The 14,363-nt window shown below is 66.2% G+C and carries 13 protein-coding genes; 6 read left to right on the top strand and 7 right to left on the bottom strand.

Translation table 11 applies throughout. From position 1 onward, the window contains the following. Positions 1-7 precede the first annotated feature (7 nt). Positions 8-982: a D-glycerate dehydrogenase gene (locus ACIPG5_RS13590; protein ID WP_176517719.1), complete on the top strand. Its 975-nt coding sequence runs from the start codon at positions 8-10 to the stop codon at positions 980-982. A gap of 116 nt (positions 983-1,098) precedes the next feature. Here ACIPG5_RS13590 and ACIPG5_RS13595 read toward each other — a convergent pair whose 3' ends face one another. After that, positions 1,099-2,001, bottom strand: coding sequence for a DMT family transporter (locus ACIPG5_RS13595; protein ID WP_401375546.1), 903 nt, complete (start codon positions 1,999-2,001; stop codon positions 1,099-1,101). Between the two features lie 235 nt (positions 2,002-2,236). On the opposite strand from ACIPG5_RS13595, the gene ACIPG5_RS13600 reads away from it, so the two are divergent. Together ACIPG5_RS13600 and ACIPG5_RS13605 are read left to right on the top strand one after the other, a co-directional pair. Beyond that, positions 2,237-3,127 (top strand): helix-turn-helix domain-containing protein, encoded by an 891-nt coding sequence (locus ACIPG5_RS13600; RefSeq protein ID WP_401375549.1) that lies wholly within the window; start codon positions 2,237-2,239, stop codon positions 3,125-3,127. A gap of 127 nt (positions 3,128-3,254) precedes the next feature. Further along, positions 3,255-3,728 (top strand): hypothetical protein, encoded by a 474-nt coding sequence (locus ACIPG5_RS13605; RefSeq protein ID WP_401375552.1) that lies wholly within the window; start codon positions 3,255-3,257, stop codon positions 3,726-3,728. Positions 3,729-3,797: 69 nt separating this feature from the next. Here ACIPG5_RS13605 and ACIPG5_RS13610 read toward each other — a convergent pair whose 3' ends face one another. The 6 genes from ACIPG5_RS13610 to ACIPG5_RS13635 form a co-directional block, all read right to left on the bottom strand. Next, positions 3,798-6,188 (bottom strand): TonB-dependent receptor, encoded by a 2,391-nt coding sequence (locus tag ACIPG5_RS13610; protein ID WP_314615670.1) that lies wholly within the window; start codon positions 6,186-6,188, stop codon positions 3,798-3,800. A gap of 229 nt (positions 6,189-6,417) precedes the next feature. Further along, positions 6,418-7,374, bottom strand: a complete 957-nt coding sequence (locus ACIPG5_RS13615) for a FecR family protein (protein ID WP_401375555.1) — start codon at positions 7,372-7,374, stop codon at positions 6,418-6,420. After that, positions 7,371-7,871, bottom strand: a complete 501-nt coding sequence (locus ACIPG5_RS13620; protein ID WP_401375580.1) for an RNA polymerase sigma factor — start codon at positions 7,869-7,871, stop codon at positions 7,371-7,373. The genes ACIPG5_RS13615 and ACIPG5_RS13620 overlap by 4 nt, the downstream gene beginning before the upstream one ends. A gap of 55 nt (positions 7,872-7,926) precedes the next feature. After that, complete coding sequence (locus tag ACIPG5_RS13625) at positions 7,927-8,253, bottom strand: DUF3325 domain-containing protein (protein WP_401375557.1); 327 nt, start codon at positions 8,251-8,253, stop codon at positions 7,927-7,929. Next, a complete protein-coding gene (locus ACIPG5_RS13630; protein ID WP_401375560.1) occupies positions 8,247-9,827 on the bottom strand; it encodes a PepSY-associated TM helix domain-containing protein in 1,581 nt (526 codons plus the stop codon). Before ACIPG5_RS13630 ends, ACIPG5_RS13625 begins: the two co-directional genes overlap by 7 nt. Then, positions 9,824-10,129, bottom strand: a complete 306-nt coding sequence (locus ACIPG5_RS13635; RefSeq protein ID WP_176517710.1) for a DUF3649 domain-containing protein — start codon at positions 10,127-10,129, stop codon at positions 9,824-9,826. Before ACIPG5_RS13635 ends, ACIPG5_RS13630 begins: the two co-directional genes overlap by 4 nt. A gap of 171 nt (positions 10,130-10,300) precedes the next feature. On the opposite strand from ACIPG5_RS13635, the gene ACIPG5_RS13640 reads away from it, so the two are divergent. The 3 genes from ACIPG5_RS13640 to fecA all read left to right on the top strand — a co-directional run bounded on the left by ACIPG5_RS13640 (position 10,301) and on the right by fecA (position 14,126). Further along, positions 10,301-10,795 carry a sigma-70 family RNA polymerase sigma factor gene (locus ACIPG5_RS13640; protein WP_401375563.1) on the top strand — a complete coding sequence of 165 codons (495 nt, stop codon included), beginning with the start codon at positions 10,301-10,303 and terminating at the stop codon, positions 10,793-10,795. Beyond that, a complete protein-coding gene (locus ACIPG5_RS13645) occupies positions 10,792-11,718 on the top strand; it encodes a FecR domain-containing protein (RefSeq protein WP_401375566.1) in 927 nt (308 codons plus the stop codon). The genes ACIPG5_RS13640 and ACIPG5_RS13645 overlap by 4 nt, the downstream gene beginning before the upstream one ends. Before the next feature lie 80 nt (positions 11,719-11,798). Next, entirely contained in the window at positions 11,799-14,126 is a 2,328-nt protein-coding gene (fecA, locus tag ACIPG5_RS13650) for a TonB-dependent Fe(3+) dicitrate receptor FecA (RefSeq protein ID WP_401375568.1), read from the top strand. The last annotated feature ends 237 nt before the right edge of the window (positions 14,127-14,363 follow it).

The following is a 14,363-nucleotide window of genomic DNA, read 5'->3' on the forward strand; positions in this document are numbered from 1 at the left end:
TTGCCCGATGAAAAAGACCGTCCTGGCCTTCAGCCGTATCACCCCGGCCATGGCCGAGCGCCTGCAGCAAGACTTCAACGTGATCCTGCCGAACCCGAAACTCGGCGACATCAATGCCCAGTTCAACGAAGCTCTGCCCGAGGCCCACGGCCTGATCGGCGTGGGCCGCAAGCTCGGCCGCGCGCAGCTCGAAGGCGCGGCCAGGCTGGAGGTGGTGTCCAGCGTCTCGGTGGGTTACGACAACTACGACCTGGACTACTTCAACGAGCGCGGCATCGCCCTCACCAACACCCCCGACGTGCTCACCGAAAGCACCGCGGACCTTGGCTTCGCACTGATCATGGGCTGCGCCCGGCGCACCGCCGAGCTCGATGCCTGGACCAAGGCCGGCCAGTGGCAGGCCACCGTCGGCCCGGCGCACTTTGGCACCGATGTGCATGGCAAGACCCTGGGCATCGTCGGCCTGGGCAACATCGGCGCGGCCATCGCCCGCCGTGGCCGTTTTGGTTTCAACATGCAGGTGCTGTATGCCGGCAACAGCCGCAAGGCCGCGCTGGAGCAGGAACTCGGCGCGCAGTACCGCAGCCTCGAGCAGTTGCTGGCCGAAGCCGATTTCGTCTGCATCGTGGTGCCGCTGTCGGAGGCCACGCGCAAGCTGATCGGCGCGCGGGAGCTCAAACTGATGAAGCCCAGCGCCTTTTTGATCAACATTGCCCGCGGCCCGGTGGTCGACGAGGCGGCGCTGGTCGAGGCACTGCGCAACGGCACCCTTCGCGGCGCGGGCCTGGACGTGTACGAGAAGGAGCCGCTGAGCCAATCGCCGCTGTTCCAGCTACCCAATGCGCTGACCTTGCCGCACATCGGCTCGGCGACGGCCGAAACCCGCGAGGCCATGGCCAACCGGGCGATGGACAACCTGCGTGCGGCGCTGCTGGGTGAGCGGCCGCGGGACCTGGTGAACCCGCAGGTGTGGAAGGGCTGACCGTTCTTTGATGGCTGTACCGGCCCTATCGCCGGCAAGCCGGCTCCCACAGGTGATTGCGCTGTACCTGTGGGAGCCGGCTTGCCGGCGATAGGGCCGGTAAAGGCAAACACTCCCTACTTGGCCAGCACCACGCCCACCTTCACCGCCTCCCTGGGCTTGCGAAACACCAGCACATTCCCCGCCATCACCGCCACCAGCCCCAGCAGCGCCGGTGCCGTCCACTGGTACCCCTCGGCAAACGCCGACACATTCAACGCCACCAGCGGGAACAGCACCGTGCAATAGGCCGCCCGTTCCGGCCCCATGCGCCCGACCAGGGTCAGGTAGGCGGTGAAGCCGATCACCGAACCGGGGATCACCAGGTACATCAGCGAACCGATGTAGCGCGCATTCCACTCCATGGCGAACGGCACGCCACTGACCACGCAATAGCCGGCCAGCATCGCCGCGCCATAGACCATGCCCCAGGCATTGGTGGTCATCGGCTTGAGCCCGGCCTTCTGCTGCATGCTCGACAGCATGTTGCCGGCCGAGAAGCACAGGGTGCCGAGCAGCGCCAGGCCCAACCCGTACAGCGTTTCGCGGCTCGCCGTGTGGTGTGCCAGCTCCGGCCAGAACAGCAGGCCCAGGCCCAGCAGGCCCAGCGCACCGCCACCCAGGACGTTGCTGGCGATCTTCTGGCCGAAGAACACCCGGGCATTGAGCGCATTCCACAACGTGGCGGTGGAGAACACCACGGCGATCAGGCCGCTGGCGATCCACTGGCTGGCCGTGAGAAAGCACATGAAGTTGACGCAGAACAGGCACACGCCCTGGGCCAGGCAGATCAGGTGGCCACGCCGGTTCATCGGCTGCAGGCGCCGGGTGAGCAGGAGCATGGCAAACAGGATCAGCCCGGCCAGGGCGAAGCGGTAGACGATCGACACCGGGATCGCGACCACGCCCAGTTGCAGTTTCAAGGCGATCCACGTCGTGCCCCAGATCAGCACGGTCAGCAGGTACAGGGAGAGATTCATCGGTGGGGCTCCTAGGATGTTCGACCACGGGGCCGCTTTGCGGCCCATCGCCGGCAAGCCGGCTCCCACAAGCCTGTAGGAGCCGGCTTGCCGGCGATCGAGGGCGCAGCCCTCGCCAGAGCCCCCAGTCTTCCCCGGGCCTGCACTTCGCGCTTGCACATTCTTGCTGTTTTCTCGCAACGCCTGCTGCCACCCGGGCCCAGTAGCAGTACGATGGCCGTCAGAGGAATCGCCGATGACCCCACTCAGCCAGCTGCAAGTGTTCAACGCCATGCACGCCTCGCCCCACGCGCGGCTGGAGCACAGCGCGCACCTGGGCGACGGCCTGGCAGCCGCGCTGTGGAGCAACCGCGACGACGCCCGCGACTACCAGGCGCCGAGCCACCACACGCTGTCCTGCTACATCGCCGACGGCACCGGCACCCACCGCCGCCAGCGCCCTGCCGACAAGGGCGCGCCCAACAAGCTGTGCATCATGCCGGCCGGCCAGGAATCGAACTGGGTGGTCAACGGCTCGATCCGCCTGGCCCACCTGTACATCAGCGAGGCGCAGTTCGCCCTGGGCTGCGTGCGCCTGCTCGACCGTGAGCCACGGGAGGTGCAGCTGCAAGAGGCGACCTTCCTGGACGACCCGCAGCAATCCGTGCGCTTCCGCCAGCTCATCACCCTGGACTGGGACGAGCCTGCCGAACGGCTGCTGGCCAGCAGCCTGGCGCAGGAGATCGTCGATCATGCGCTGCTCGGCCAAGTGGGCCTGCGCCAGGGCCTGCGCCTGAAGGGCGGGCTGGCGCCGAACCTGCGCCGGCAACTGGTCGATTACATCGAGGCGCACCTGGACCAGCCGATCACCCTGGGTGAGCTGGCCTTGCGCTGCAACCTGTCCGAATACCACTTTGCGCGCATGTTCCGCGCAAGCTTCGGCGTGCCGCCGCACCAGTACCTGCTCGCTCGGCGGCTGCAGCTGGCGTGTCGGCTGTTGCGCCTGGGCCAATTGCCGCTAGGCCAGGTGGCGCTGCTGTGCGGGTTCGCCAGCGCAAGCCATTTCAGCAATCGCTTCCGCCAGGCCCTGGGGGCGACACCGGGGGATTATCGATCGGCACTTTCCAACGCGCACAGGCAGAAATAACGCACCTCACCTGGCCATTAATACCCAGTGGGTACCTGATAATTCTGTCAGTAGCACGCCCAAACGCTCCTAACTTACGCTGCCCGGACACCAATGACCGTTGCTGATGGCAACGCAGGGAGTCCGTATGAATAACAAAGCGTTCAACCCCAAGGACTTTGAAAAGAAGCCAGCCCGGCCGCTTAAATTGAATGCGTCCGACAGTTTCACCGTTGATCTGGCACACCCAGCTCTGCCTAAAAAGACCTACAACGAAGGTACACCCTGGGCCACCCCAAACTCCTCAGGAGATCACATTCAATTCGCTGCGGACCTGAACACCCAGGAATGGATTTCGCTGAATATCCCAACGGTAAAAATTCCAACCTCTGATGGGAGCTCGAGCCTCAGAATCATCCCGCTCAGCGAATACGACGGCGATAAAGAACGCGCCACGATGGCTGGATCGCTCCACAATGGCAGCCGCCTGCGCTTCTGGAGTGATTTCAATGGCAACGTGACGCTCACCCGAGTGGGCAAGAAACTGACCCTCCGCTATCAGGCGAGCAACAACGAAGGTTTCGAGTTTTCCAACGGCCAGTTCATTTTCAATGATGACTGAGTGACAACCGTTGGCCGCTTGCGGCGCCTTACCCGTCATAGGCGTCGCAAGAACCCTCTCCCTCTGCCGCTAGAACTCGAACGTACTGCTCAGGCTCACCTGCCGCGCATCGCCAATGGCCACGAAGTACTGGTTCACCGCCGAGCTGTAGTAGACCTTGTCGAACAGGTTCTTCACGTTCAACTGCAGGCGCACATTGTGCTCGTCCAGCTTGGTTTCGTAGCTGGCGAACGCATCGGCCACGGTATAGCTGGGCAGGTCGAAGGTGTTGGTCGAGTTGCCCGGCCGCTCGCCCACATAGCGCGCCCCGGCGCCAAAGCGCAGGCGATCGCCGCCGAACAGGCTGCCGAAGTCATACACCGCCGACAGCGAGCCGCTGTGCCTTGCCACGTTCTGCAGGCGGTTGCCCTCCAGGTCCGGGTCCTTGGTCACCTTGGCATCGGTGTAGGCATAGCTGCCGATCAGGCTCCAGCGCTCGCTGAGCTGCCCGGTCAAGTCGAGCTCGACGCCGCGTGAGCTGACCTCGCCGGCATTGCTGTACAGCGTCTCGCCGGTGCCGGTGTCGAAGTTGGCGACCAGCACGTTCTGCTTGGTGATGTCGAACAGCGCCAGCGTACCGGTCAGGCTGCCCGGCATGTCCAGCTTGGCCCCCAGTTCCCACGACTTGCCCTCCTCCGGCGCAATCGAGGAATCGAGCACCAGCCCGCCGGTCAATGGCGCGATGCTGGAGTTGGGCTTGAACGACTCGCTGTAGCTGCCATAGAACGACAGCTGATCGTCCACCTTGTAGACGATGCCTGCGTGCGGCACCCAGGCCTGGCCGCTGCTGTCGGTGTTGGCCTTGAACGGGCGGCCGCGGCCGGCGTACTGGTCGTATTGCTGGTAGCGCGCGCCGGCCACGACGATCCAGTGCTCGTCCAGGTGCAGGGCGTCCTGCACGAACAGCGCGTCGGTGCGCAGCTTGTCGGTCTGGTCGCTGTCGCTGGCGCGTACCGTGCTGCCTTCCACTTCCTGGCCGTAGATCGGTTGCTGGTAGCTGAAGGTCGAGCGCGCCGTCTGGCGGATCAGGTCGCCGCGAAAGATCTTGCGGTCTTCGTGGTCGACGCCGAACAGCAGGTCGTGCTGCATGCCGGCCAGTTGCACGTTGCCATTGAGGCTCAAAGTGGCGAACTGGTCGCGGCTCATGGCGTTGTGGGTGCCGTCGATGCTGCGCGTGAGCGTGCCCTTGGCCTCGTTCACGCCGGTGACGCGGACCTGGCTGGCATCGTAGGTTTCGCGGTTGAAGCTGTAGCCAAAATGCAGCTTCCAGTCATCGGCGAGCTGGTGGTCGAGCTCCAGGCGGTAGAGGTCGGAGCGCCCTTCCATGTCGTTGAAAGGCTCGTCCAGGCGCCGGGTCGCCGGGATGTCCAGCGGGTGGCCGTTGCTGCCGAAGGCGGTGCCGCGGTCGAACGGGTAGAGGAACTCGCGGTGCTCGTAGGCCAGCACCACCTGGGTGTCCTCGCCGAGCCAGGCCAGCGAGGGTGCCACCAGCGACTCGCGGTGCACGCCGAAATTGCGCCAGTAGTCTTCGTCTTCGTGGTCGACGATCAAGCGGTAGGCCAGCGGGCTGTCGCCCAGCGCGCCGGTGCTGTCGAAGCCGCCGCCACTGCCGTTCTTGCCGCTGCCGTAGGTGGAGCCGCGCAGGGTGAGGGCGTTGTACTGCTGCAGTTGCGGGCGCTTGCTGACCACGTTGATCACCCCGCCCGGGTCCTGGATGCCATACAGCAGCGAGGCCGGGCCCTTGAGCACTTCGACCCGCTCGGTGCTGGCGTTGAGGCTGCGGCCCTGCACGATCGGCATGCCGTCGCGCATGATCGAGCCGTCGCGGTTGTCGCCGAAGCCGCGCTTCATGACGGTGTCCGACGTGCCGCCGAAGTTGTTGCCCTGGGTGATGCCGCTGACGTTGTACAACGCGTCGTCCAGGTTGCGCGGCGCCTGGTCGCGGATGACCTGGGCCGGCACCACGTTGATGGCCTGGGGGATGTCCTGGTTCGGGCCCTGGCCACGCATGATCGACGCGCTGGCCGGGGGCTGGTAGCTGTAGCTGTCCATCTGCGAGGTCACCGTGGTGGCTTGCAGGTTGAGGGCGCCGGAGGTGTCTACAGGTTCCAGGGTCAGGGTGCGCGCATCGACCCGGCGCCAGGTCAGGCCGGCGTTGCCCAGCAGTTGCTGCAGGGCCTGCTCGGCGCTGAACGAGCCCTGCAGGGCGGGCGCCTGCACGGCTGGCAGTTCCAGGGTGTAGACCACGCTCTGGCCACTGCTGCGACTGAAGGCGTTGAGTGCCTGGGCCAGGGGTTGGCTGGGCTGGGCGAAGGCATACACCTGCACCTGTTCGGCGGCCAGCGCCTGGGGGGCGATGAGCATGGCCGGGCAGACGGAAAGACCGAGCCAGAAAGGGACGCAACGCGAGGAGAACTTCATGGACGCTGACCTGTGAGAGGGTTATTACTGCGAATGAATCGCACTTCCACTCATTACACGGATGTCACGTCCTGTTACCTCACCCGCCTTCTGAAATTTTTTTGGCGGTGCCGGCCTCATCGCCGGCAAGCCGGCTCCCACAAGGCTTGCACAGAACCTGTAAGAGCCCCACAAGGCTTGCATAGAACCTGTGGGAGCCGGCTTGCCGGCGATGAGGCCGGTACAGCCACTACTTGATGACGGTCAACCGCCCCAATACGGTCTGGCGCGAAAAGCCCACCACCTTGCCCAGCGAATCCAGCGCCAACAGGGGCTCCTGCACCGGGAAGCTGCCGCTGACCTTGCGCTGCCCCAGCTCGCCATCGAGCAGCACGATCCGCCCTGGGTAGTAGCGCCCCAGGTCCTCGACCACCTGCGCCAGCGGCACCTGGTAGTAATTCAGCCAGCCCTGGCGCCAGGCCAGCCGACTGTCGCTGTCCACCGCCTGCACCGCACCTGCGCGGCCATCGGCGTAGCCCAGTTGCTGATTGGCCGTCAGCTCACTGGGCACTTGGCCCTGCGCCGCAGCCACGGCCACGCGCCCGCTGCGCACCGTCACTTGCGCCCCCGCGCCGTGGTCGCGCACTTCGAACTGGGTACCCAGCACGCGCACTTCACCGCCCGCAGCTTCCACCACGAACGGCTCGCCGGTGTGCGAGACCTGGAAGAACGCAGCGCCATGCAGCAGCCGCACGCGGCGCTCGCCCTGCTGGAAATCGACCGCGATGGCGCTGCCAGCGTCCAGGGTCACTTGCGACTGGTCTGCCAGCGTCACCTGGCGCACCGCCTCGCCGCTGCGATAATCGGCTCGCAAATCCTGCAGCCAATGCCCAGGGTGCCAGCCGCCCGCCACGCCTACCGCCAGTGCCAGGCAGGCGGCCGTGGCCAGAGCCCGCAGCCAGGGCTTGCGCGCCGGCGGCCTGGCCATGGCAGCCAGATACTGCTGCAAACCCGCCTGTTCTTCTTCCGCCAGGCGCGCCGCCGGCGCGGCGCTGAGCTGCCACGCAGCCTGGGCCTGGTCATAGGCCTGGCGATGCTGCGGGTCGGCCAGCAGCCAGCGCTTGAAGGCCGCGCTGTGGGCAACCTCGGGCTGGTCGATGATCCGGCTCAGCCAGTGCTCAGCGGTGATCGGGTGTGGGTGGCTCATCGACGGGCGCTCCCTGGCCGGCGCGTGGAAACAGCGGGCTCGGCAACACTCGCCTTGCACGCTTCGAGGGCGCGCATCATATGCTTTTCCACAGCGCTCTGGGACAGCTGCATGACCTTGGCGATCTCGCCGTACTTGCAGCCATGCACGCGGTTGAGCAGAAAGATCTGCCGGGTGCGTTCAGGCAAGGCGCGCAGCGCGGCCTCGATGCGCTGCAGGTCATGGTCGATTTCCAGCGCCTGCTCCGGCGCCGGCCCTGCGGCGTCCTGGTCGAGCAAAATCGCGGCCTCGGCCACCCGCTCGCGGCTGCCTTCGCTGCGCAGGTGGTCGATGGCCAGGTTGCCGGCGCAGCGCAGCAGGTAGGTGTCGAGGGCCTCGACCTTGACCTGCGGGCGCCGCCAGAAGCGCAGGAACAACTCCTGCACCAGGTCCGAGGCCGTGGCGCGGCAGCCGACCCGGCGGCTGACCAGCGCCTCCATGCGCGCACGCTGGGCCATGAACACCTGGACGAAGCGCGCGCGGGAGCCGTCGCTGTCGTGTTCGATCAAGGCATCACCCTGGCAACACCGCCAGCAACGGCCCCAGCACCAGGCTGGCAGCGGCCAGGCCCAGCAGCAGGCGCGGCTGATAGGGCAAGCCGAACACCCACAGGGTGACGCCGGCCATCAGCACCGCCAGCCACTCCACCAGGCCATAGGCCCAGCCACGCAGGTGCACGGCCAGCATCAGCGACAGCGCCAGCAGCAGCCACCCTAGGCCACGCAACAGGCGCAACTGGCCGGGGCCAGGCTTGCGCCCGAGCAGCTCGTTGAAGTGCTTGCCCATGGCCAGGCACAGGGCGGCGAAGCCGGCAAAGCCGATCAAGGCAACGCTCAGCATCCGTTCACCTCGGCCGAATCAATCGCCGCCTTGGCTGCGCGCGGGGCGCGTTTGCCCGCAGGCTTTGCCGGGCGCAGCATCTTGCCTGCCGCCCAGGCCAGGAACAGCCCGCTGCCCAGCGCAGTCAGGTCGAACCCGGCCATGGCCCAGTCGCCCTCGGCCAGTGAATGGTTCAAGCCCTGCCCGGTGACCAGGCCGTTGAGCAGCGGCAGCAAGGTGAAGGCCACGGCCCCCAGGGCCAGTTGCTCGCCCCAGGCTTTGCGCCCCGGGCGCAGCACGGCATGCACCAGCGCCAGCAGCCAGGCCAGGAAGAAGCTATTGACCTCCCAGTCGGCGCGCCCGGGCAGGGCCACGGGCAGCAGCCGGTTGGCCCAGAAGAAGGCGGCCACGGCCAGCAGCAGGCCGCTCATGCTGGCGATGTTCAGTACTTCGACCAAACGTAGCTCGCCGGGCATGCGCTCACTCTTGGCATGCTTGAGCTGACGCTTGCCCAGCCACATCACCAGGCCGGTGCCAATCACCGCCGTGCCGGCGATGCCGAAGACGAAATACAGCCAGCGCAACCAGGGCCCGGCGTAGTTGCCCATGTGCAGGCCGACGAAGGTGAACGAGGTCATCATCGCCGCGCTTTCCGGGGCGCCCTGGCTCAGCAGCTCGCCGCTGGCGCCGTCGAACATCCAGTTGGCGCTGCGCTGGTAGGCGATGCTGTCGGCCGAAGCCTGGGTGAAGCTGACCCGCGCATTGCGGTCGCCCGGGTTGTAGACCTGGATGTAGCCCATGCCCGCGCCGGGCACCTGCGCCTGCACCTTGGCGTAAAGCGCCGCCAGCGGCACCAGGGGCGCGGCGGCATTGGCCAGCTTCGGCACCTCTTCGCGGCCGAACAGGTCGTTGAAATAGCCATTGGTGTTGCCGCCATAGCTGGCCATGATGCTGGCCGGCATGACCATGTACATGAAGATCACCAGGCTGCTGTAGCTGATCATCAGGTGGAACGGCAGCACCAGCACGCCAATCGCGTTGTGCCCATCCAGCCACGAACGCTGGCTCTTGCCGGGGCGGAAGGTGAAGAACTCCTTGAAGATCTTCTTGTGGGTGATGATGCCGGTGACCAGGCCAAGCAGCATGATGAACGCACAGAAGGTCGCCAGCCAGCGGCCCCAGGGGTGCGGCATCTGCAGCTGGAAATGGAAGCGGTAGAAGAACTCGCCACCGCGGCTGTCACGCGCCTCGACCGGCTGCCCGGTGTGGGCATCGAGCTGCTTGCTGACGCCGCCACGGCGCCCAGCGCCGGGCTCGCGCCAGCTCACGCTCAGCGCCGCCTCGCGGGCACTGGGCAGGCGGATCATCCAGCTTTCGGCATGCCCGGCATTGGCTTGCAGGTAGCGCTGGGCCAAGCCCAGGCTGGCCACTGGGTCGAGGGCATGGGGGCGGATTTCAGGCTGCGTCCAGTGGCTGATTTCATCCTTGAAGTACGACAGCGTCCCGGTGAGGAAGATGGCGAACAGCAGCCAGCCGAAGATCAGGCCAGCCCAGGTGTGCAGCCAGGCCATCGCCTGGCGGAAGCCTTCCTTCATGGGGTTTTCATCCAGTACGCGAGCCCATTGAGCGCCCCCAGCAGCAGGCTTGGCAGCAGCACGCCAAGCCAGGCCCGCGCTGCGCTGCGGCAGGCGAAGCAGTAGATGAAGGCCAACAGGTAGAAAACGAACGACAGCATCATCCCGGTCATGGCCGCGTCGACCCGTGCCATCGGCGACAGCAGGCTGATGCAGACACTGGCCATGGATGCCAGCAGGTAACCGCCCAGCAGCGCGGCCAGGCAGCGAGAGGTCACGGCCAGGCGGTAGCTGAGGGGAAGCCCGGCGGCAGTGCGCTTCATGGCGAAAGGTCCGGAAAAATGCGGGGCTGCAATAATAATGATTTGGATTCTCATAAGCAAAGCCTGCCCGTCGGTCTTTCGCGGGCAAGGATTGCCGAGCACAACGCGCCTCACTACAATGCGAACAATTCTTACTACCAGTTGCGCTACCCAAGCGCCGGAGTCTGCACGGTGCCCAGCGCCCTCTCTTCCACGGTCGAAGGCCTCTACCACGCCCATCACAACTGGCTGACCGGCTGGCTGCGCCGTCGCCTGGGCTGCCCGCACAGCGCCGCGGACCTGGCCCAGGATACCTATGTGCGCCTGCTGCAAGCGCGTGAAGCGCCACAACTGATCGAGCCCCGCGCCTTCCTCGCCACCGTGGCCAAGCGCGTGCTGTGCAACCACTTGCGCCGCCAGGAACTGGAGCGCGCCTACCTCGCGGCGCTGGCCCAGGTACCGGAGCACGTAGCCCCGAGTGAAGAGCAGAAGGCGATCATCTTCGAGACCTTGCTCGAGCTCGACCGTTTGCTCGATGGCTTGGCGCCGCTGGTCAAGCGTGCGTTCCTGCTGGCCCAGGTCGATGGCATGGGCCAGAGCGAAATCGCCCGCGAGCTGGGCATTTCCCTGGCCACGGTCAAGCGCTACCTGAACAAGGCAGCCTTGCGCTGCTATTTCGCCCTGTGAACATGGCGTTTTCCGCACAGGTGGCCGAACAGGCCGTGCACTGGCTGATCGAGTCCCAGGGCGATGACTTCGACCCGGCCCAGCAGCAGGCATTGCAGCGCTGGTTGCAGGCCGACCATGAACACCAGCGGGCCTGGGCGCATATCCAGCAGGTCAACCAGCGCCTGCGCGGGGTTGCCTCGCCAGTGGTGCATGCCACCCTGCAGGCCCCGCCGTCCCCTGCCCGGCGCCGTGCACTCAAGGCCTTGCTGCTGCTCGGCGTGGCCAGCGCCACGGGCCTTGGCCTGCAGTCGCACAACCCGCTGCCTGGCCTGATGGCCGACTACCGCAGCCCGCTCGGGCAGCGCCGGCGAATGCAGCTGGACGATGGCAGCGTGCTGCAACTCAACACCCGCAGCGCCGCCGATGTGCGCTTCGATGGCCAGCAGCGCCAAGTGCGGCTGCGCGAGGGCGAACTGGCCCTGGATGTGCTCGATGACCCACGGCCGCTGGTGCTGCGCACCGGCCAGGGCGCCCTGCAGCTGGACAGCGGGCGCTACAACGTGCGCGAGTTCGAGGGTTTCAGCCTGGTTTCGGTGTTCAGTGGCAAGGCCAGTGTCGCCGGCCAGGCGCTGCTGGCCGGGCAACGTGCCCGCTTCACCCCCCTCGGCTGGCAGGCGATCGCGCCGGTGGATCGCAACAGTGGTGCCTGGGTCGACGGCATGCTGGTGGCTTCGCAGATGCGCCTGGGGGACTTCCTCGCCGAGCTTGGCCGCTATCGCCAGGGGCAGCTGGGGTGCAGCGAGTCGATCGCGGACCTGCGGGTGTCCGGCTCCTACCCGCTGGATGACAGCGAGCGGATCTTGCAGATGCTGGAAGTGGCGTTGCCGGTGCGGGTGCGGCGCTTCACCCGCTACTGGGTGACCCTCGAAGCCCGGGTGTGAAATTTTTCGCAATCGGCTGAGCCAATTTCCCGACCTCGCGTGACAGAGAAGGCAGAACCCTTCTTACAGGACCCTGCTCGATGCCCCTGCGCCCTACCCCGCTCGTCCACGCCCTGCTGCTGGCCACCAGCCTCGGCCTTGCCACCCCAGCCCTGCAGGCTGCCGAAGCACGCACCTACCACATCGGCGCAGGCTCGCTGGAGGATGCCCTGAACCAGTTCGGCCGCGAGAGCGGTGCGTTGATTTCGTTCGGCTCGCAGCTGACCCAGGGCCTGGCCAGCCAAGGCCTGGAAGGCCAGTACGAGGTCGCGCAGGGCCTGGAGGCGCTGTTGCGTGGCAGTGGCCTGCAGGCGCGCCAGGAAGCCGACAACGCCTTCAGCCTGCAGCCGGCAGGTGCGTCGGCACCCGCCGCCGCCGTGGAGCTCGGCGCCTCGACCGTGGTCGGCGACTGGCTGGGCGAGGCCCAGCAGGACAACGTCTTCGAGCACCCCGGCGCCCGCGACGTGGTGCGCCGCGAGGCGTTCGAACGCAGCGGCGCCACCACCGCGCGCGAAGTGCTCAACCGCATCCCCGGCGTCAATGCCCCGGACAACAACGGCACCGGCAGCCACGACCTGGCGCTCAACTTCGGCATTCGCGGCCTCAACCCGCGCCTGGCCTCGCGCTCGACCGTGCTGATGGACGGCATACCGGTGCCTTTCGCGCCCTACGGCCAACCGCAGCTGTCGCTGGCGCCGATCAGCATGGGCAACATGGACGCGGTGGACGTGGTGCGCGGCGGCGGTGCCGTGCGCTATGGCCCGCAGAACGTCGGCGGCATCGTCAACTTCGTCACCCGCGCCATCCCGCAACAGGCGACCTTCAAGGCCGCCATGCAGAACCAGGTCAGCCCGTCGTCCAGCCAGGACGGGTTGAAGAACAGCGCCAACCTGCTGGTCGGTGGCACCAACGACAACGGCCTGGGCGGCGCGCTGCTGTACTCGGGCGTGCGCGGCGGCGACTGGCGCGAGCACAGCGACACGCAGATCGACGACCTGATCCTCAAGGGCAAGCTGCAGGTCGACCAGGCCAACAGCCTGCATGCCATGGCCCAGTACTACGAAGGTGAAGCGCAGATGCCCGGCGGCCTGAGCAGCGCCGCCTTCGACGCCGACCCGTATCAGTCGACGCGCCTGAAGGACAAGTTCTGGGGCCGCCGCACGCTGTTCAACTTCGGCTACGAGCACAAGCAGGACGAGCGCCAGTTCAGCGTCAACAGCTTCTTCACCAAGACCCTGCGCAGCGGCTACCTGGACCAGGGCAACTTCGTCTCGCTGTCGCCGCGCGAGTACTGGGTACGCGGCATCAAGACCCGCTTCTCGCAAGGCCTGGCGCTGGGCGAGAGCTGGCACGAACTGGGCATCGGCTACCGCTACGTCAACGAAGCCGGCCACGAACTGCGCTATCGCGAGCCGGTCAACGGCAACCTGCCGACCACTGCCAGCCGCAACGACCGCGACACCCGCGGCAGCACCGAAGCCCATGCCATCTACCTGGATGACCGCATCGACATCGGCCGCTGGACCATCACCCCGGGCGTGCGCTACGAGATGATCGACTCCGAGCAGAGCAACAAGCTCAATGGCCAGCGCTACCAGGGCAGCTACAACACTGCCCTGCCGGCGCTGAACGTGATGTACCACCTGACCGACAGCTGGAACCTGTACGCCAACACCGAAGGCTCGTTCGGCAGCGTGCAGTACAGCCAGATGCCCAACCGTGTCAGCAGCGGCGAGGTGAAACCGGAGAAGGCGCGCACCTGGGAAGTCGGTACTCGCTACGACAACGGCGACCTGCAGGCCGAGATCGGCGCGTTCCTGATCAACTTCGACAACCAGTACGAAAGCAACCAGACCAACGACTCGGTGATCGCCCGCGGCGAAACCCGCCACCAGGGCATCGAGACCAGCGTGCGCTATGCCCTCGATGGCCTCAGCCCGGCGCTGGCAGGCTTCGACGTGCACGCCAGCTACGCCTTCGTCGACGCCAGCATCCGCGAAGACGGGCCGAACAAAGGCAACCAGGTGCCGTTCTCGTCGCGCCACAAGGGCAACCTGGGCGTGGGCTATACCCAGGGGCCGTGGCAGCTGAACCTCGAGGGCAGCTTCCAGAGCAGCCAGTACGCCGACAACGCCAACACCAGCGCCGAGAGCGCCGATGGCAGCACCGGGCGCATCCCAGGCTACATGCTGGTGAGCACCCGCGCCGGGTATGACTTCGGGCCGCAGCTGTCGAACCTGAAAGTGGCGGTGGGGGTGAAGAACCTGTTCAACCGCGAGTACTACACGCGCTCGTTCGATGACAACAACAAGGGCAAGTACGTGGGTGAGCCGCGGACCTTGTACGTGCAGACTTCGGTGGCGTTCTGAGGCTGGGGTACGGTTGAGGTTTTGTGGTGTTGCGTAGATCGAGCGCCGCCCGCGCGGCGCATCGCGGATAAATCCGCTCCTACATTTGTTGCAACGTACCTATGCCTGATAGGCCATGGTTGTAAGCCTTTTTTGTACGACGCGATTTCTCGGCGGGCACCAAAGGCGGACAACCATGGCCTGACAGACCGTGGCACGTTGCAACAAATGTAGGAGCGGATTTATCCGCGATGCGCC

Source organism: Pseudomonas sp. NPDC087029 (assembly GCF_044745345.1).
Classification (GTDB): domain Bacteria; phylum Pseudomonadota; class Gammaproteobacteria; order Pseudomonadales; family Pseudomonadaceae; genus Aquipseudomonas; species Aquipseudomonas faucium.